We start from the raw sequence: 16,546 nt of genomic DNA on the forward strand, positions 1-16,546 counted from the left end.
AGACCAACCCTGGACATGGATACCCCAGCCAACCGGCTGAACATGCTGCTGCAACCGGCAGCCTAACCCCCCAGCGTTGCACCCACCACTTGACTTAGCCACCCCAAAGCAGCCGTAACTGACCTCTCGAGGGACGCATTCACCCCGCCCCACTCACCCGATGCAACACTGGCAAAGGAGCCATCATGTCTGCACAGTCTTCGGCTGCCGTCCCGGCGCGGCCGGCGTCAGCCACCGCAGGTAAGAAGAAGTCGCTGCTGGCGACCACGGCCGGCAACATTCTGGAGTGGTACGAATGGAGCGCCTACGCGGTCTTCGCCCCGTTCATTGCCGCAGCGATGTTCAACCCGGATGACCCCGTCTCGGCGCTGCTCTCGACACTCGCAGTGTTCGCCGTCGGCTTCCTCATGCGGCCGCTGGGCGGCATCGTTTTCGGCCGTGTGGCTGACCGAAGGGGCCGGAAGTTCGTCCTGATCACCACCATGCTGATGATGGCCGGTGGTTCACTGGTCATCGGCCTGATGCCCAGTTATGAAACCGTTGGCGTCTGGGCTTCGGTAATCCTGTTGGCAGCGCGTATCGGCCAGGGTTTTGCCCACGGCGGCGAGTCAGCCACTGCGAACACCTACATTGCTGAAATCGCCCCGAATCACCGGCGCGGCATGTGGGGGAGCATCGTCTTCGTCGCAATCTTCGCTGGATCAATCCTCGCCTACACGGTGGGCGGTTCGGTGACCGCTGTGCTGGGCGAGAGCGCCGTGGCCGAATGGGGATGGCGGATTCCGTTCATCCTGGGCGCATTCCTGGCCCTCGCCGCGCTCTACCTCCGCAAGGGCATGATGGAGAGCGAAGTGTTCGACGCCGCAGCCGGCGCCGGCGCCGATGCAGCGCCTCCGCTGCCGCGCCGGCAGATTGTCCGGGCGATCATCCTCATGATCGCCATGACCTCGGGCATCACCGCGGCGCACTACACCTGGACTTCCTACGCGTCGACCTACGCGATCACGCAGCAGGATATGCCAGCAGCTTCTGCCTACTGGGTGACGGTCGTGGCCCAGCTGATTGCACTGATTTCGCTGCCGTTCTGGGGCAGGCTTTCGGACTCGGTGGGACGCCGGCCGCTGATGCTGGGCTTCGCGGCCCTGATGATCCTGCTGCAGCTGCCGCTGATGGGCCTGATCAGCTCTGATCCCTGGACGCTGCTCGTAGCGTCCTCGCTGGCGCTCGTCGTCGTCGCCATTCCCGGGGCCCTGCTCTCGGCAACACTGTCGGAGAACTTTCCCACCAAGGTGCGCACCCAGGGCATCGGGTTTGCCTATTCGATTTCCGTTGCCGTGTTCGGCGGGACGGCCCCGTACCTGAACGCCCAATTGATCGAATGGAACGTGGGCTGGATGTCCAGCGTGTACATCATGATCCTCTGCGGCTGCACCGCCGTCGCGGTGTGGATGATGCCTGAGACCAAGGGCATTGACCTCAAGGACGCCTAACCCCCCCCCGCCCGACGAGGCAACAGAACGAGATCACAGAAACTGCCCGTATGAACGCTCATACGGGCAGTTTCTGTCATGTCGATGGGCGGGAAGCTACTGCTCCAGCTTCATCGCCTTGCGCAGGGTCAGCGCTCCGCCGCCCTGCATCACCGCGCGGCGGTAGATCTTCTCGCCGAACCGCAGCAGCGCATAGGCGGCAGCCAGGGCGATGGCCAGGGATACGAACGTCTCCCACAGCGGAATCTCGCTGCTGAGCATGCGCACCGGCATGGCCACCGTTGAGATGACCGGGACGAAGGACGCCACCACCAGTAGCTGTCCCTTGGCGAACAGCCCGGCGAAGAGCGCCGCGATGATCACGGTCAGCACCGGGCCGGAGCTGTTGTTCAGGTCCTCGGAGCGGGAAGCCATTGAACCGAGCATGGCCCACAGGGACGCCAGGATCAGGAAGCCCACCAGGAAGAAGACCAGGAACCAGCCCGACGCCGGAATGATGGTGCTCACCGAGTCTGCCGTTCCGGTGAAGGTCAGGGCCAGCAGGGCAGCACCGGCGTAGAGGGCCAGCTGGATCATGGCCAGGATCGTGTTGCCGGCAACCTTGCCGTAGAGCAGCTGGCGGATCGGAATGGCGGTGGCCAGGATTTCGACCACGCGGTTCTGCTTCTCCTCCAGGACGGAGGTTGCAATCGCCATGCCGAAGATGATGGCCGCCATGTAGAAGAGGAACCCGAAGACGAACCCGGTGAACTGGGCAACGAACTGGTTTTCCGCGTTGCCGTTCAGCAGGGCGGTCTCGAACTCGCTGCCTTCCAGCAGGGCTTCGGACGTGGTGCCGGCCTCACCGGCGTTGATCTCGAGCGCGTAGGCACGCAGGGCCTCGGTCATGCCCTGCTGCAGTCCGCTGGAGAGTTCTTCGTTGCCGGTGAGCATCCACTGGCCGTCCGCGTCGCGGGTCAGTGCGGCGTCGGCTTCTTCGCTGCTGACCAGTTCTTCGGCGCCCTCGGCGCTGGAAGCCACTACGGCCTCGAAGCTGGTGTTCCCACCGTCGGCCTGGCCGGTTTCGTGCGCGAGGTCAACGACGGCGGTCGCCGCGGAATCGTTGACGGCTACTGTGTATTCCTCCGCCTTGGTGCTCATGTAGGCGTTGAAGACCACGACGCCGACAATCAGTACCAGCGTGACGAGCGTGGAGATCAGGTAACTGCGGTCGCGGGCCTTGACCATGACCTCGCGGAGGGTGACGATCGCCCACGCCGGGGTGGGCCGGGAAACGGTGCTCATGCTGCGGTGACCTCACGGTAGATTTCGCTCAGGGACGGACGGATCGGGGCGAATTCCTCAACGGAACCCCGGGTTAGTGCGGTGGCCAGCAGCCGCTGGCGCGCGTCGTCGTCGTCGAACTGGAGGATCGCAGTGGGACCGGCGACGTCGAGGACCCGCACTCCGGGTTCGTCACGGACCCAGCCTGCGTCCGGGGAAATGGTGATCCGGTGGCGGTTCACGGCCTGCGCCCGCAGGTCATCCCCGGTGCCGGAGGCAATGACCTTGCCCTGCTGCAGCACAACCATGTTGTCGCAGAGCCGGTCCACCAGGTCCAGCTGGTGGCTGGAGAAGAGCACCGGAACTCCGGCGGAGGTGCGTTCGCGCAGCAGCTCGACCATTGAATCCACTGCCACCGGGTCCAGACCGGAGAACGGTTCGTCGAGGATCAGGACGGTGGGCTTGTGCAGGAGGGATGCCGCGATCTGGACCCGCTGCTGGTTGCCCAGGGAGAGGGATTCAAGCTTGTCCTTGGTGCGTCCGCCCAGGCCAAAGCGTTCCAGCAGCTCGATGGCGCCCTTCCGCGCTGCGGCGCCGCTCATCCGGTGAAGCTGGCCCAGGTAGACCAGCTGGTCCAAGATCGGCTGCTTGGGGTACAGGCCGCGCTCCTCCGGCATGTAGCCGAAGCTGGAGCGGGCCTCGGCGGTCAGCGGCTCGCCGTCGAGCAGGATCTCCCCGGCCGTGGTGCTGAGGACGCCCATGATCATGCGCATGGTGGTGGTCTTGCCGGCACCGTTGGCGCCGACAAACCCGGTCATTTGGCCCGAGGGGATATCGAACGTCACCGAATCGACGGCGGTCTTGTCACCGAACCTTCGGGTGAGATTGCGGACCTGCAGCATGGGGGTACTGCTCCTTTTCCCGGCAAGCCGGACAGTTGTGGAAGATTAACTGCCTTAAGCCTAGGGAATGGAGCACGACGGCGGATCGGCCGTTCGGGGGAAGCTGCGGGTTACGCCTCGCGGCCTGCCTCACCCGGAAGAATGAGTCCGGATTCGTAGGCGAAAACCACGGCCTGCACCCTGTCCCGCACCTGGACCTTGCCCAGCAGGTTGGAAACGTGGGTCTTGACGGTTGCTTCCGCAACGAACATGCGGGCAGCGATTTCGGCGTTGCTGAGTCCGGCTGCCACCAGTTCCAATACCTCCCGCTCACGCGCGGTCAGGGAAGCGAGGAGCTTCTGCTGGGCCGGGTCCGGCTGTGGCTCCACCGGGGCGGGACCTGCGGGCGCTGCGGCGGTGTTCCGCTCGGCTTCCAGCTGGCGGGCGAAGCGTTCAATCACCCGCACCGTCACTTCCGGAGCGAGCAGCGCGTGCCCGCAGGCTACCGAGTGGACTGCGCCAACCAGGTCATCGGGATCGGCGTTCTTGAGCAGGAACCCGCTGGCCCCGGCCTGGATGGCGTCAAAGAGGTAGTCGTCGCGTTCAAAGGTGGTGAGGATGATGACTTTGGCGCGGTCCGCCGCCACGATCTGCTCCGTGGCCCGGATGCCGTCCAGTACCGGCATCTGCACGTCCATCAGGATGATGTCCACGTCATTGGCTGCCGCGAAGTCCACGGCTTCCTGTCCGTTGGCGACTTCACCCACCACTTCGATCTCATCTTCGACGGAGAGCATCATGGCGAAGCCGGCGCGTACCAGCGCCTGGTCGTCAGCAAGCAGAACACGGATCGGTTCCATTAAGTCCTCAATAAATCCCCGGCCGGCCCAGTGCCGCCCCCCCCCGGATTACGATAGCGGCTTCCCGGGGCCGGCAGGCAAAGCGTGTTAGCGCAGCGTAAAACGAACCCGTACACGCCAGCCGCCGCCGTCGCGGGGGCCAATGTCCGTGATTCCGCCGTGCAGGGCGGCACGCTCGCGGATTCCGCGCAGCCCGTAGCCGGTGCCGCCGGTGCCCTGCCGGGGACGGCCGTCGTCGACAGTTTCAACTTCGACCCAGCCCAGGGAAGGGGCCTCCGGAGCTGCCGGTGTGCTGCCGCTTCGCAGGGCGACGACGGCGCTTCCGGCCGTGGAATGGCGCCGGATGTTCGCCAGGGACTCCTGGATGGTCCGGTAGACAGAGAGCGCGAGCGGCGCGGAGAGGTTTTCCAGCACGCCGGGTTCATGTTCGGCCCGGTGGAACTTCACGTCCAGGCCGTTGTTGCGGAAGTCCTCCAGGAGCTGGGGAATCTCCTCCAGCCCTGGTTCCGGCTGCCGCTGCGCCGGGCCGTCTGTTTCCGAATCGGAAGAGCGCAGGACGCCGAGCAGGGACCGCATCTCCGCCACGGCATCCCGGCTGGAGGACTCGATGGTCTGCAGCGCACCGGCAGCGGCGTCTGGCTTCTTTTCCAGGACCCGCCGGGCTGCACCGGCCTGGATACCGATCACCGAGATGTGGTGGGCAACGACGTCATGCAGTTCCCGGGCGATGCGCAGGCGTTCCTCGATGACTGCCTTACGGGCCAGGTCCGCCGCCTGCGCCTCGAGCTGGAGCGCCTGTTCGGCCAGCTGTTCGCGCTGGTGGGCACTGCGCCAGGAGTTCCAGCCGAACATGATCGCCCCGCCAAAGTAGGCGGCGTTGAGCATAAAGGAGTACAGCACATAGGAAGTCAGCGGCGCGAACAGTCCCACGGGGTCATTCGAACTGATGTTGAACGCCTTGAGGATTTCGTCGTAGCTGCTGGAAAGCGTGAAACCCACGATAATCCAGAGGAACATGGCGGCGACCACCACTGTGACCGCCAGCCACAGTGCCCGCCGGTTCCGTGCCCATGCGACGGCGCTGTAGAGGGAAGCGAAGTAGGCTGCCTGGAATCCCAGCGTCTGGCTGATCGGCGGCATGGTGATGCCGACTATGAGGAAGGTGGCCGAGCTGAGCAGCAGCACCGTTATGGGGAATCGGCGCCGGAAGACCAGGACAACGAAGATGGATGCCTGCACCAGGTGCTGGACCCACGGATTGCCGATGTCCCCGTCGCCAAATGCGAATCCGCGCATGAATTCAAGCATCACCGCGCTGAGCAGGAGGGCGATGAGCACGCCGATCACGTCACGCCGGTACCCCTCGGGGTCAGGAGCGGGGCGTTCCCAGTCGTCCTCCGAGTTCCAGGGCAGGCTGAGCCGGAACCTGCGGATCCGTCCGGCCAGGCTGCGAAGGGACTCTCCGGACACTCCCGGTTTCTTCTCCTGCACCACTGGACCGGCGGTGTCCGTCCCGGACGGCTGGGTTTCAATCATGGCCAACAGTCTAGATCCGGGACGGCCGCTTCCGGATCCGCCGTACGACGGAACCGGAAGGTTATGAATGGCGGCGCACAACCCGGTTCTGTGCCTGCTGACAAGTGCCTTTGGACGCCCGGAGTGGTTTACTTCGACGCAGGACTAAAGTCCTTTTACCGCTGTGCTGGACAAACCGTAAGGACGAGGATGTTTGCTGCTGAGGGCCAGGACCTGCTGCCGGATTTGGTGTCCCTGCGCCGGGATATCCACCGGGAGCCCGAGGTGGGCCTGCACCTGCCGCGAACCCAGCAGAAGATCCTGGATGCCCTGGACGGTCTGGGCCTGGAGATTACGACCGGCAAGTCGCTCAGCTCCGTGACCGCTGTGCTCCGCGGAGGTGAAGACGGACCGTCGGTGCTGCTGCGCGGAGACATGGATGCGCTGCCGGTTCAGGAACTCACCGACCTGGAGTACGCCTCAACAAACGGTGCCATGCATGCCTGCGGCCATGACCTCCACGTCGCCGGCCTGGTCGGTGCTGCCCGGCTGCTCGCTGCGCAGCAGCGGGACATCTCGGGGAACGTGATCTTTATGTTCCAGCCCGGGGAAGAGGGCGACGGCGGTGCCGGGCTGATGATCGAGGAGGGCGTCCTTGAGGCGGCGGGGGAGAAGCCCGTGGCAGCCTACGGCGTGCACGTCCGGCCCGGGCCGCTGGGAGTCTTCCGCACCCGCCCCGGAACCCTCATGGCCGGGGCCAACGAACTGCGGATTACCATTCACGGATCCGGCGGACACGGCTCCCAGCCGCACAATGCCCTGGACCCGGTGCCGGCGCTGGTAGAGATCGCCGGAGCGCTTCAGGTGATGGCGACGCGGAAGTTCTCCGTCTTCGACCCGATCGTCCTGACCGTCACCCAGCTTGAAGCGGGCCGGGCCATCAACGTCATTCCGGATACCGCCAGGCTGGGGGCCAGTGTGCGCACCCTCTCCGCAGAATCAGTGGACAGGCTGATCGTGGAGACCAAGGCGCTCGCGGACGGGATAGCTGCAGCCCACGGCTGTACCGCGGAAGTCAGCTTCGAAATCCTCTACCCCATGACCGAGAACGATCCGTCACGGACCTTCGAGGCGATCCGTGAGCTGCGCGAGCTCTTCGGGGAGGAGCGCGTCATCCAGTCCCGCGACCCGCTGATGGGTTCCGAGGACTTCTCCCTGGTACTGCAGAAGATTCCCGGGGCGTTCCTGTTCCTGGGGGCTACGCCGCCGGAGGTGGATCCTGAGACAGCGGCGTGGAACCACTCGCCGCGGGTGCTCTTCGACGATTCGGTCCTTGCCGACCAGGCCGCCGCGCTGGCGCAGCTCGCTTTCAACCGGCTGACGTAGTTTCGGGGGCGCAGCTCTGCCCTGTTGCCCGGGTTTTCCCAGCCCTCTTTGCTGGTGCGGCCTGTGTGGCCGCACCAGCCCCAGCGCTAACTATGGCTGGGATACAGGGGGTCGGGCGCATAGGAAGTGACGTTTTGCTGCGCGAGCTCGATGAAGCGCAGGGCCTTGGCTGAGAGAGTCCGTCCTGCCGGCCAGACGACGGACACCCGTTCCAAATGGGGCTGCGGATCCAGTGCCCGGGCCAGAACCGGAAGGCCTTCGTAGCTTGAGGGGTTCCGTGGGAGCTGGATGAACAATGAGTACCCCAGCCCCTGCGCCACCAGTGAGCGGGCCAGTTCGAAGTGGCGGGTCCGGTGCCGGATGGTGGGGGAGAGCCCCTGGGCTGTGAAATAGGACAGGATGTCGTCGGCGCTCGGCGGGGCATCAAGAAGGATCATCGGTTCGTTTTCCAGATCCTTGGCCCGCACTGCCGGGCTTTCGGCGAGCGGGTGCCGGCAGCGAGGATCACGTGCATGGCAGTGTCATACAGCCAGGCGGTTTCCACCCTGCGGTCCAGATGCATGTTGTACATGATGGCCAGTTCCAGGTCCCCGGCCTTGAGCTGCTGCAGCAGTGTCTCCTGGTCGCTGGGATGAATGCTCAGTTCCACGTCCGGGTGCAGCCGGGCGAACAGCTTCACCAGCTGGGGCAGGATGGTGGGAGCCAAAGACGGATAACAGCCGACGGCGAGCGGTCCTGCCAGCTCCCGGGCACCGGCTGTCGCCTCCAGATTCTCCGCCGACCGCAGCAGGGAGAGCGCCTGTTCAAACACATACTGGCCGCTGGCGGTCAGCATCACTCCGTGCGATTTGTGCCGGGTGCACAGCTGGGATTTCAGGGCCCGCTCCAGCTCGTCCAGGGCGGCAGCCATAGCCGACCGGGAGACGTGTTCCCTGGCGGCAGCAGCACTGATGCTGCCGGCGGAAGCGATGGCACAGAAGTAACGCAGCTGTCGCAGGGTGAACTGGCTCATCGGTACAGCCTAGAGGCTGGGTCCCGGCGGCCTGGCCGGGACCCGGTGCTCTAGTCCAGCCGGCGGTTCCGGGTCTCGGGCATGGTCAGGATAACCACAGTGCTGACGGCGCACAGGACCATGATGTAGACAACAAAAACAACATGCAGTCCGATGCTGGAGAGCCAGGTGTTGAGGTACGGTGCAGTCCCGCCGAAGATCGCACCTGAGGTCGCGTAGGCAATCCCGATCAGCGTTGCCCTCAGCCGGGTGGGAACAAGTTCCGCGAACACCGCCCCTAGCGGAGCGCAGTTGGCGGCCAGGAGGATGGACGCCAGCGCGACGGTTCCGAACAGCGAGAAGGGGCTGGAGCCAAGTCCAAACTCCAGGGGAATAGCCGCAATGAAGAAACCAACACTGAACACCAGCAGGACCGGACGCCGTCCCCAGCGGTCCGAGGCTGTACCCATGAGCGGAATCGCCAGTAGGAACACCGCCTGGCCGCAGAGCCCTGCAACAAGAGCTGAGGTCGGATTCATGCCGTGCACCGAGACCGCGTAACCGGGAGCAAATATGAACCAGGTGTAGAAGGCCACTACGCCGCTGATGGTCAGTCCCACGATCTGCAGGGTGCCGCGGCGGTTGGCCGCGAGCTGCCGGAGGGCCCAGCGAATGCCGGTCTCACGCTCGGTCTTGGAAGCAGCATTCGCTTCATAGACTGATGACTCTGTCATGGTTCGGCGAATGTAGATGGCGTAGAGACCCAGCAGCGCACCAATCGCGAACGGGATGCGCCATCCGTAGCTGGCCATGTCCTCATCGGAAAGCACCGCTGTAAGGATGGCGCCCAGGCCTGTGGCCAGCATCGAACCGACGCCGACGCCGATCCAGGGGCTGGAAGCCCAGAGCCCGCGCCGGCCCTCCGGCGCTACCTCGGCGAGGTAGGTAAAGGCTGAACCGGTTTCACCTCCGTGGGACAGGCCCTGAACCAGCCGGGCCAGAAGAAGGAGAATCGAAGCGAAGACGCCAATGGCATCGAAGTTCGGTGCCACGGCAATCACCAGGCTTCCGAGTGCAGCCAGGGCAATGGCGAGTGTCAGGCTGAAACGCCGCCCTCTTTCGTCGGCAATCCGCCCGAAGAGCCAGCCGCCGATGGGACGCATCAGGAAGCCGACGGCAAAGATGGCCAGCGTGGAAAGGAGTGCGGACACCGGGTTGTCCGTTTTGAAGAACTGGGCGGCGAAGAACGGCGCGAAGATCGCGTAGATGTTCCAGTCGAACCATTCCAGGGTGTTCCCGATGTTGACGGCAACCAGGTCGCGCCGTTTCTTGCCGACAGTAATGCCGCCGGGTGTTCCGGTATTCGTGGCCGTGGGACTCATTGCTCCTCCATCGCAGCGCAGTCTGTTCCTGCTGCGGGGCAGGCAGGATGGTCCCACTATCCGAGGAGTAGTTGAGAACGTCAACGGTATTAAAGCGGCGTTTGATGTCGGAAAAACCGTCATCGCGCACATGCTTATGCTCCCGCTACGCTCATCCCATGAATCCCACACCACCCACCCTGACGTTTCTCGCTTCCATCTCAGTTCAGGTGGGCCAGCCGATCGAGGTGGGGCAAACGCCGGGAGGGCTGCGGCGGATCATCCCCATCCTCGGCGGCAGGGTGGAAGGACCGGAGCTGCGCGGCAGGGTCCTGCCTGCCGGTGCTGATTTCCAGCTTCTGCGCAGCGCGACGCTGACCGAGCTGGAAGCCAAGTATGCGGTGGAGACGGACAGCGGGGAACGGCTCTATGTGAACAACTTTGGCCTGCGGTCCGGCAGCGAAGAGGACATCGCGGCGCTGATGCGCGGTGAACAGGTTGACCCGGCCCGGATCTACTTCCGCTGCACGCCCCGCATTGAAGCGCCCGACGGCGGGGCCTGGGCCTGGCTTTCAAGCCGCATCCTTGTGGGCACCGGGGTCCGGCTTCCGGATGAGGTCCGGCTGGATATCAGTACGGTCGACTAGCGGGTCGAGCCCGCCGTATAACTTCCCGCCCTGGCAGCGTCCTAACCGGGGCGAAACATTAGGTGTGGCCAGACCATCCCAGTAGCGTGAGTGAGCAATTTACTTCGGTGCCCTAACGGCACAGCTCTACAGAAAGGGGGGTGGCGGCATGTCTGCGAACACCGGAACCGAACCCTCACTCAAAAAGGTCCTTGGCCGCATCGACGTCCTGGCCCTCGGCTTCGGCGCCATGATTGGCTTCGGCTGGGTCGTACTCACAGGAGACTGGCTCTCCAGCGCCGGCACCGGCGGAGCCATCCTGGCCATGCTCACCGGCGGAGCCATTATGGCCATCGTCGGCCTGACCTATGCGGAACTGTGCGCCGCGATGCCCAAGGCAGGCGGCGAGCACAACTACATTCTGCGAGCGATGGGCCCGCGGACTTCATTCATCGGGTCCTGGGCGATCATCGGCGGCTATGTCACCATCGTGGCCTTCGAGGCTGTGGCACTGCCCCGCACAGTGCAGTACATCTTCCCGGACCTCAGCCAGATTCCGCTCTGGACAGTTGCCGGCTTTGAAGTGCACCTGACCTGGGCGCTGGTGGGTGCCGTTGCCGCCGTCGTTATTACCTGGATCAACATCCGCGGCGTGAAGGAAGCCGGAGTTGTGCAGACCTTCGTGGTCCTGTTCCTGCTGGCCATTGGCCTGGTCATGATTGCCGGTTCCTTCACCGGCGGCAGCGCATCCAACATGGAGCCCTGGTTCACGGGCGGGATGAACGGATTCTTCGCCGTGCTGGTTGTGGTGCCGTTCCTCTTCATCGGCTTTGACGTGATCCCGCAGTCCGCCGAGGAAGTGAACATCCCAGCCCGCCAGATCGGCCGGCTGGTGGTTGTCTCGGTCATCCTGGCGACCATCTGGTACGTCATGGTCATCCTGACCACGTCCTCCGCCATGCCTGCCAGCGCGCTGGCAGGTACGGACATTGCCACGGCAGACGCGGTTGGTGCCATGTTCAATTCAGACTTCATGGCCAAGATCCTCATTGCCGGCGGCATTGCAGGCATCCTTACCTCGTGGAACTCGCTGCTGATGGGTGCCTCGCGCCTGATGTACTCACTGGCCCGTTCGGGCATGCTTCCGGCCTGGTTCGGACGCCTGCACCCGAAGTACCACACCCCGCACAACGCACTGCTGTTCATTGGCGGCCTGAGCGTCCTGGCACCCTTCGGCGGAGCGGAGATGCTTGGCTGGCTGGTGGACTCCGGCGCCCCGAGCATCGTGCTGGCCTACACGCTCGTCGCAATTTCGTTCCTGATCCTGCGCCGGCGTGAGCCGCTGATGGAGCGGCCGCTGCGTGTAGGCGGCAAGGGCAAGGGCGGCATCGTCATTGGAATCGCAGCTGCGATCCTCGGCACGGCGCTGTTCAGCCTCTACATGCCCGGCATGCCGGCCGCGCTCGGCGTTCAGCCGTGGCTGCTGTTCGGCGTCTGGTGGATTATCGGACTCGCGATGTTCTTCCGGGTTCCGGGCGGGATCAAAGCCGGCCCGGAAGCGGAGGACCAGGTGCTCGCGAAGCTGCGTGCGCGGGCGGCAGCCCGTTCCTAGCCCGGGCACACCGGCAGTGACGGCGGCGGTCTCCGGGCGGGAGGCCGCCGTCGTTTGTTTCCCGGTCCTAGCCCAGCTTCCGCAGAGCCTCGCGCCGGTGCACCGCATGCAGTGAGGTGGCGTCGCTGCAGACCTTGTACTGCGGTTCGTCTTCCGAGCACAGCCGGCGCCGGCCCATGAACTCAAAGTCGGAGGTATGGACTTCGGTGATTTCCCCGGTGACGGATCCCGTGCGCGAGTTCCACCGCACACGGTCGCCCACCTTGAATTGCTCGCTCATGCCGAGAAGTCATAACACTGCAGTGGCCACCATGTAACGGGTAGACGGCGGTATTTGGGTGCGTGCCGGCAGAAACGCAGGTAACGGTTGATGCTGTCTAAGTTACTCGTGGGTAATATGACGGCATGCACCTGATCTTCCGCACGCTGCTGCTGCTCCTCACCGCCCGCCGCCGCCGGCCCAAACTGGATCTCTTTGACACGTCTTCGCTGCCCATGCGCGTCCTGCCGACCGACCTGGACTTCGCGAACCACGTCAACAACGGCATGTACCTTTCGCTGATGGACCTGGGCCGCTTCGACCTGATGATCCGCAGCGGCTTCTGGAAACTGATGCGCCGGAAGGGCTGGGGCCCGGTCATCAGCAACGAGACGATCAGCTTCCGCAAATCGCTGGAACCGTGGCAGCGCTACAGCATCGAAACCAAAATCATTGGCTTCGATGACCGTGCCATCTACTTTGAACAGCGCATGGTGGTCGACGGCGAGATTTACGCGAGCGCCTTCATCGCCACCCGCATGCTCTCCAAGAAGGGCCCGGTCAGCAATGAGGAGATCTTCGAAGCGGTAGGCCGCCGCCCACCGGAAGACCTGGTGCTCCCTGACTGGATCCAGGACTGGCGGGCGAACGTGGCGCTGCCGGGAACGCGCCGTCCCGCCCCGCACGCGTGGGCGGCGTAACCTACCCTTGACTGCGCTCCGCCGCTGACCGAGCCTAGGGGAACCGCCGCGAACGGTGGACCGGATCCGGGAGGTGCCTCATGCGGCTCACAGTGAACACATTCCTGAGCGTTGACGGTGTGATGCAGGGGCCCGGTGCAGCAGACGAGGATCCGTCCAACGGGTTTGTCCGTGGCGGATGGCTGGTTCCCCTTGCAGGCGAGGAAATGGACAGCCTGGTCTCCGGGTGGTTCCGGCAGGCGGACGCAATCCTTCTGGGACGCTCCACTTACGAGATGATGCAGCCGTACTGGGAGCTTGTGACTGACGGGTCCGACGTCGTCGCCGACGCATTGAACCATCTGCCGAAATATCTGGTGTCCAGCACGATTACAGAACCCAGCTGGCACAACACCTCAGTGATTTCGGGGGACGTTCTCGGTGCTATCGGAGCGCTCAAGGAGCACTCACAGGGGGAGTTGCAGGTGCATGGCAGCTACCGGCTGGCCCGGGCGCTGCATGATGCAGGCATGGTGGACGAATACCGCCTGCTGATCTTTCCCGTGGTCGTTGGCAGCGGAAAACGGCTTTTCGAGGACGGAGCGGCGCCGTCGTCCTTCATGGTTACCGGCACTCATATAACCAAGTCCGGAGTCGTGGCGCTGTCCCTGCTTCCCCGGCCGTTCACCGTGGCGGAGATGCCCAGGGAACCTTAGGCGCCCCGGCGGGCAAGCAGCACGTTGTCGTGGATGACCGCTTCCTGCCCCTCCGGCCCCTGAACCGTCCGCGGAATGGCTTCAGCAGTTTCAATGATCCAGCCCCGTTCAGCCAGCCCGAGTTCCGCGGCAAGTTCCTCCGCGGTCGGCAGGGCAGGGTCCGGCGCAGGATGGCGTCCCCACGGCGGAAATCCCTGATGCCCGACGACGAGGAGGCGGCCGCGGGGTGCCACCGCTGACACCGCGCGCTGCAGGATCGCATTGCGCGGAAGGTCGGTGGGGGAGTGCAGAAACTGGGCGCAGACCAGGTCGTAGCCGTGGTCCGTTCCGGAATCCGTGGCCGACCATTCAGCCAGGTCGGCTTCGACCAGCGTGACGAGGTTTTCGACGCCGGCCTCCCGGGCGTGCGCGGAAGCCCGCTCAAGGGCAACCGCCGAGATATCCATGCCGGTGACATCCCAGCCCTGTTTGGCCAGCCACACGGCGTCGGCACCCTCTCCGCAGCCAAGCTCGAGGGCCGTTCCGGGCTTGAGTCCCTCGACTTCACGGACAAGCAGCGCGTTGGGGTTCCCGCTCCACACCTGGGTGCTTTCACGGTAGAACCCGTCCCAGAACTGGTCGGGCGGCGGCAGAGGAGCGGAGTCTTCCGGGGCGGCGTGCTGATGGGACTGGTTTTCCTGCATGGTTGAACTTTAGTTCCGGGCTACGCGGCGTACCAAGACCGCCTGCCAGGCATAAGAAAGGCCGGGCACCTTCCCCAAAGGGTTGGTGTCCGGCCTTTCCGTCGTCGGTGGTGCGCTTATCGGCGCGCCGCTCCTAGTGCTGCGAGCGGCGGCTGCGGCCTGCAAGCAGCAGGGCCAGCGGGATAAGCAGCAGAGCCACCGGGATCAGGATCGCCAGGATGGCGGGGGAGCGAAGCAGCTCTCCCGGAGTCATGGCGGAGGTGCGCTCCATCATGGTGTCTGCACCGGTGGAGATTTCCCCGTTGCCGTCGGCCAGCGTGACCGTGCCGTCGGCCAGTTTGCCGTTGCCCTCGGCCAGGTCGGCTGCGCCGGTCTTCAGCGTGGTGGTGCCTTCCTTGAGCGTCTTGGCGCCGTCGTCGAGCTTGCCCATGCCTTCGTTCAGGGAATCCGAACCGGAGAGCAGGCGGCCCGAGCCGTCGGCCAGTTTGGCGTTGCCCTCGGACAGCGAGTAGGCGCCGGTTTCGAGCGTGCCCAGGCCGCTGGTGAGCGTGCCTGCACCGTTGGCGAGCTTCGCGTTGCCCTCGGAGAGGGCGTACGCGCCGTTCTCAAGGGTTCCCAGGCCGCTGTTCAGGGATCCTGCACCGGCCGCAAGCTGGGCGTTGCCGTCGGAAAGAGACTGGGCGCCGCCTTCGAGGGTTACAAGGCCCGTCTTGAGGGTTCGAGCTCCGGCCTGCAGGGTCTTCGCGCCGGTAGTTAGCTCAGCACCGCCGTCCGCAAGTAGTCCTGCGCCAGCCTGCAGCTTGGGTGCGCCCGCTGCGATCGCATCGGCGCCCGCTGCCAGCTCGGGGGCCTTTACATGGAGTTGCGCCAAGCCTCCCGCAAGCTGTTGGGAGCCTGCGAGGAGTTCCTTCTCGTTAAGGCCTTGGTTGATACCGATTACCAGCTCCATTAGTCCTTGCAGCTTGGCAGCCGCAAGCCGCAGATCATCCGCGCTGCCGGCCGGGACAAGCAACGGCTCATACGGTTCCAGACGATCTGCTGCCGCCTCGAGTCGAAGCGCACCCCCTGGCCTTCCCGGAGCTCCCATCTCGGCACCGGCTGCATAGTCGGCGGCAATCTGCGCTGCGACACTGGACGCCTGACCATCCTGGGGGACATTTATGCCGTCCCAGACCGCCTGGACTCCACCTGACACACGAGATCCCCCTGCAGCCAGTTGCTCAATCCCTGCGGCCGCTTCCGAGGCTCCAGCAGCCAGAGCTGCAGAACCGTCGACCAGCGGCTGCATCTCCGACTCCAGCTGCCGCGCGCCCGCCGTGAGCTTCTCGGCGCCGGCAACTAGCTGGCCGGTTCCTCCAGCGATCTGCTCCGAGCCTTCACGGGCGCTAGTGGTGCCGGCAGCCAGCTGGTTCGCCCCATCTGAGGCGGATGCAGCACCGTTGGCCAGGGTGGAGGCACCTTCACGGGCACCGGTCGCACCGTTCGCCAGCTTGTTGGCACCGTCTGAAGCGGAGAAGGCTCCGTCGGTCAGCGTCGAAGCTCCTGTGTAGGCATTCGTTGCACCGGTTGCGAGCTTGTTGGCACCCTCGGAGGCGGCAGCAGCGCCGTCGTTCAGGGTGACCGCTCCTTCATTGAGCGACTTGGCTCCGGTCTTGGCCGTGCCGATGCCTTCGGCGAGAGTCTGTGCACCGTCGTCAACCTTTTCAGTGCCCGCGGCGACCTTGTCTGCGCCTTCCTTTGCGGCTGCAGCGCCTTCCTTCAGGTCGCCCGCTCCGGCGGATGCCCGCTGGGCACCTTCAGAAAGCTGCGTGGCACCGCTGGCCACCTGGCTTGTGAAGAGAACAAAGAAGGCCAGCAGCAAGACCAGGAACAAGGCCAACAGGCCGGTCAGAATGCTGAGCGGCCGGGTAGTGGACCGGCCGGTCGTGGAACTCGTCATTGAATATCCCTTTTCTGATTCAACTGCGGTCCCGTGGACCGCGTGGACTGCGGGAGTACGCCTGTGGGCTCCGCCTTCGTGGTGCACTGCGCAGCTTTTCCGGGTGTCATACCGTGTAATGAATCGGGGTTACTGAGCAGTAGGAATGTGATGTCGGTTACATCTAACTTACTGAGCGGTAACAAAGCAAGGGTTTTTCAAAATTAGTTACCCGCCGGTAGGTTGCGGCTGGTCCAGACATGTGACCCAGCTGATCACGGCGTGTCGGCACCCCATGAGGCCCG

14 protein-coding genes and 1 pseudogene are annotated in these 16,546 nt (G+C 64.6%); 6 read left to right on the top strand and 9 right to left on the bottom strand.

Annotated elements, in window-relative coordinates; translation table 11 throughout:
* Positions 1 to 185: 185 nt before the first annotated feature.
* On the top strand, positions 186 to 1,490 hold the full coding sequence (locus AO716_RS00400) for an MFS transporter (protein WP_055238997.1): 1,305 nt from the start codon (positions 186 to 188) through the stop codon (positions 1,488 to 1,490).
* A gap of 96 nt (positions 1,491 to 1,586) precedes the next feature.
* On the opposite strand, the gene AO716_RS00405 is transcribed toward AO716_RS00400, so the two are convergent.
* From AO716_RS00405 to AO716_RS00420, 4 genes are all read right to left on the bottom strand, one after another.
* The gene (locus tag AO716_RS00405; RefSeq protein ID WP_055238998.1) at positions 1,587 to 2,774 is read right to left on the bottom strand and encodes an ABC transporter permease; all 1,188 of its coding nucleotides are present in this window, start codon (positions 2,772 to 2,774) and stop codon (positions 1,587 to 1,589) included.
* Positions 2,771 to 3,655: an ABC transporter ATP-binding protein gene (locus AO716_RS00410; protein ID WP_055238999.1), complete on the bottom strand. Its 885-nt coding sequence runs from the start codon at positions 3,653 to 3,655 to the stop codon at positions 2,771 to 2,773. The genes AO716_RS00405 and AO716_RS00410 overlap by 4 nt, the downstream gene beginning before the upstream one ends.
* 110 nt (positions 3,656 to 3,765) lie before the next feature.
* The gene (locus tag AO716_RS00415; RefSeq protein ID WP_055239000.1) at positions 3,766 to 4,494 is read right to left on the bottom strand and encodes a response regulator; all 729 of its coding nucleotides are present in this window, start codon (positions 4,492 to 4,494) and stop codon (positions 3,766 to 3,768) included.
* Between the two features lie 87 nt (positions 4,495 to 4,581).
* Positions 4,582 to 6,030 carry a sensor histidine kinase gene (locus AO716_RS00420; protein WP_055239001.1) on the bottom strand — a complete coding sequence of 483 codons (1,449 nt, stop codon included), beginning with the start codon at positions 6,028 to 6,030 and terminating at the stop codon, positions 4,582 to 4,584.
* A 189-nt stretch (positions 6,031 to 6,219) separates the two neighbouring features.
* On the opposite strand from AO716_RS00420, the gene AO716_RS00425 reads away from it, so the two are divergent.
* The gene (locus AO716_RS00425) at positions 6,220 to 7,395 is read left to right on the top strand and encodes a M20 metallopeptidase family protein (protein ID WP_055239002.1); all 1,176 of its coding nucleotides are present in this window, start codon (positions 6,220 to 6,222) and stop codon (positions 7,393 to 7,395) included.
* A gap of 86 nt (positions 7,396 to 7,481) precedes the next feature.
* Here AO716_RS00425 and AO716_RS17865 read toward each other — a convergent pair.
* Both AO716_RS17865 and AO716_RS00440 read right to left on the bottom strand, forming a co-directional pair.
* Positions 7,482 to 8,407 (bottom strand): annotated as a pseudogene (locus tag AO716_RS17865) (LysR substrate-binding domain-containing protein).
* Between the two features lie 50 nt (positions 8,408 to 8,457).
* Positions 8,458 to 9,768, bottom strand: coding sequence for an MFS transporter (locus AO716_RS00440; protein WP_055239005.1), 1,311 nt, complete (start codon positions 9,766 to 9,768; stop codon positions 8,458 to 8,460).
* A 158-nt stretch (positions 9,769 to 9,926) separates the two neighbouring features.
* Here AO716_RS00440 and AO716_RS00445 point away from each other — a divergent pair, with 158 nt between their 5' ends.
* Positions 9,927 to 10,394: a DUF3237 domain-containing protein gene (locus tag AO716_RS00445; protein WP_055239006.1), complete on the top strand. Its 468-nt coding sequence runs from the start codon at positions 9,927 to 9,929 to the stop codon at positions 10,392 to 10,394.
* Between the two features lie 148 nt (positions 10,395 to 10,542).
* Positions 10,543 to 11,985, top strand: coding sequence for an APC family permease (locus AO716_RS00450; protein ID WP_055239007.1), 1,443 nt, complete (start codon positions 10,543 to 10,545; stop codon positions 11,983 to 11,985).
* A 67-nt stretch (positions 11,986 to 12,052) separates the two neighbouring features.
* Here AO716_RS00450 and AO716_RS00455 read toward each other — a convergent pair whose 3' ends face one another.
* Positions 12,053 to 12,265, bottom strand: a complete 213-nt coding sequence (locus AO716_RS00455) for a DUF2945 domain-containing protein (protein WP_055239008.1) — start codon at positions 12,263 to 12,265, stop codon at positions 12,053 to 12,055.
* 125 nt (positions 12,266 to 12,390) lie between these two features.
* On the opposite strand from AO716_RS00455, the gene AO716_RS00460 reads away from it, so the two are divergent.
* Together AO716_RS00460 and AO716_RS00465 are read left to right on the top strand one after the other, a co-directional pair.
* Complete coding sequence (locus tag AO716_RS00460; RefSeq protein WP_055239009.1) at positions 12,391 to 12,945, top strand: acyl-CoA thioesterase; 555 nt, start codon at positions 12,391 to 12,393, stop codon at positions 12,943 to 12,945.
* An 80-nt stretch (positions 12,946 to 13,025) separates the two neighbouring features.
* Positions 13,026 to 13,640 carry a dihydrofolate reductase family protein gene (locus tag AO716_RS00465; protein WP_055239010.1) on the top strand — a complete coding sequence of 205 codons (615 nt, stop codon included), beginning with the start codon at positions 13,026 to 13,028 and terminating at the stop codon, positions 13,638 to 13,640.
* On the opposite strand, the gene AO716_RS00470 is transcribed toward AO716_RS00465, so the two are convergent.
* On the bottom strand, positions 13,637 to 14,323 hold the full coding sequence (locus AO716_RS00470) for an SAM-dependent methyltransferase (protein ID WP_082413215.1): 687 nt from the start codon (positions 14,321 to 14,323) through the stop codon (positions 13,637 to 13,639). The two genes, AO716_RS00465 and AO716_RS00470, sit on opposite strands and share 4 nt — an antisense overlap.
* Before the next feature lie 133 nt (positions 14,324 to 14,456).
* Complete coding sequence (locus AO716_RS00475; RefSeq protein WP_055239011.1) at positions 14,457 to 16,262, bottom strand: hypothetical protein; 1,806 nt, start codon at positions 16,260 to 16,262, stop codon at positions 14,457 to 14,459.
* Between the last annotated feature and the right edge of the window lie 284 nt (positions 16,263 to 16,546).

The organism is Arthrobacter sp. Edens01, assembly GCF_001307035.1.
GTDB lineage: Bacteria > Actinomycetota > Actinomycetes > Actinomycetales > Micrococcaceae > Arthrobacter_B.

Excerpts from the sequence above, each read along its gene's own strand:
- AO716_RS00400 (WP_055238997.1), top strand. The coding sequence starts at position 186 with ATGTCTGCACAGTCTTCGGCTGCCGTCCCGGCGCGGCCGGCGTCAGCC.
- AO716_RS00405 (WP_055238998.1), bottom strand. The coding sequence starts at position 2,774 with ATGAGCACCGTTTCCCGGCCCACCCCGGCGTGGGCGATCGTCACCCTC.
- AO716_RS00410 (WP_055238999.1), bottom strand. The coding sequence starts at position 3,655 with ATGCTGCAGGTCCGCAATCTCACCCGAAGGTTCGGTGACAAGACCGCC.
- AO716_RS00415 (WP_055239000.1), bottom strand. The coding sequence starts at position 4,494 with ATGGAACCGATCCGTGTTCTGCTTGCTGACGACCAGGCGCTGGTACGC.
- AO716_RS00420 (WP_055239001.1), bottom strand. The coding sequence starts at position 6,030 with ATGATTGAAACCCAGCCGTCCGGGACGGACACCGCCGGTCCAGTGGTG.
- AO716_RS00425 (WP_055239002.1), top strand. The coding sequence starts at position 6,220 with ATGTTTGCTGCTGAGGGCCAGGACCTGCTGCCGGATTTGGTGTCCCTG.
- AO716_RS00440 (WP_055239005.1), bottom strand. The coding sequence starts at position 9,768 with ATGAGTCCCACGGCCACGAATACCGGAACACCCGGCGGCATTACTGTC.
- AO716_RS00445 (WP_055239006.1), top strand. The coding sequence starts at position 9,927 with ATGAATCCCACACCACCCACCCTGACGTTTCTCGCTTCCATCTCAGTT.
- AO716_RS00450 (WP_055239007.1), top strand. The coding sequence starts at position 10,543 with ATGTCTGCGAACACCGGAACCGAACCCTCACTCAAAAAGGTCCTTGGC.
- AO716_RS00455 (WP_055239008.1), bottom strand. The coding sequence starts at position 12,265 with ATGAGCGAGCAATTCAAGGTGGGCGACCGTGTGCGGTGGAACTCGCGC.
- AO716_RS00460 (WP_055239009.1), top strand. The coding sequence starts at position 12,391 with ATGCACCTGATCTTCCGCACGCTGCTGCTGCTCCTCACCGCCCGCCGC.
- AO716_RS00465 (WP_055239010.1), top strand. The coding sequence starts at position 13,026 with ATGCGGCTCACAGTGAACACATTCCTGAGCGTTGACGGTGTGATGCAG.
- AO716_RS00470 (WP_082413215.1), bottom strand. The coding sequence starts at position 14,323 with ATGCAGGAAAACCAGTCCCATCAGCACGCCGCCCCGGAAGACTCCGCT.
- AO716_RS00475 (WP_055239011.1), bottom strand. The coding sequence starts at position 16,262 with ATGACGAGTTCCACGACCGGCCGGTCCACTACCCGGCCGCTCAGCATT.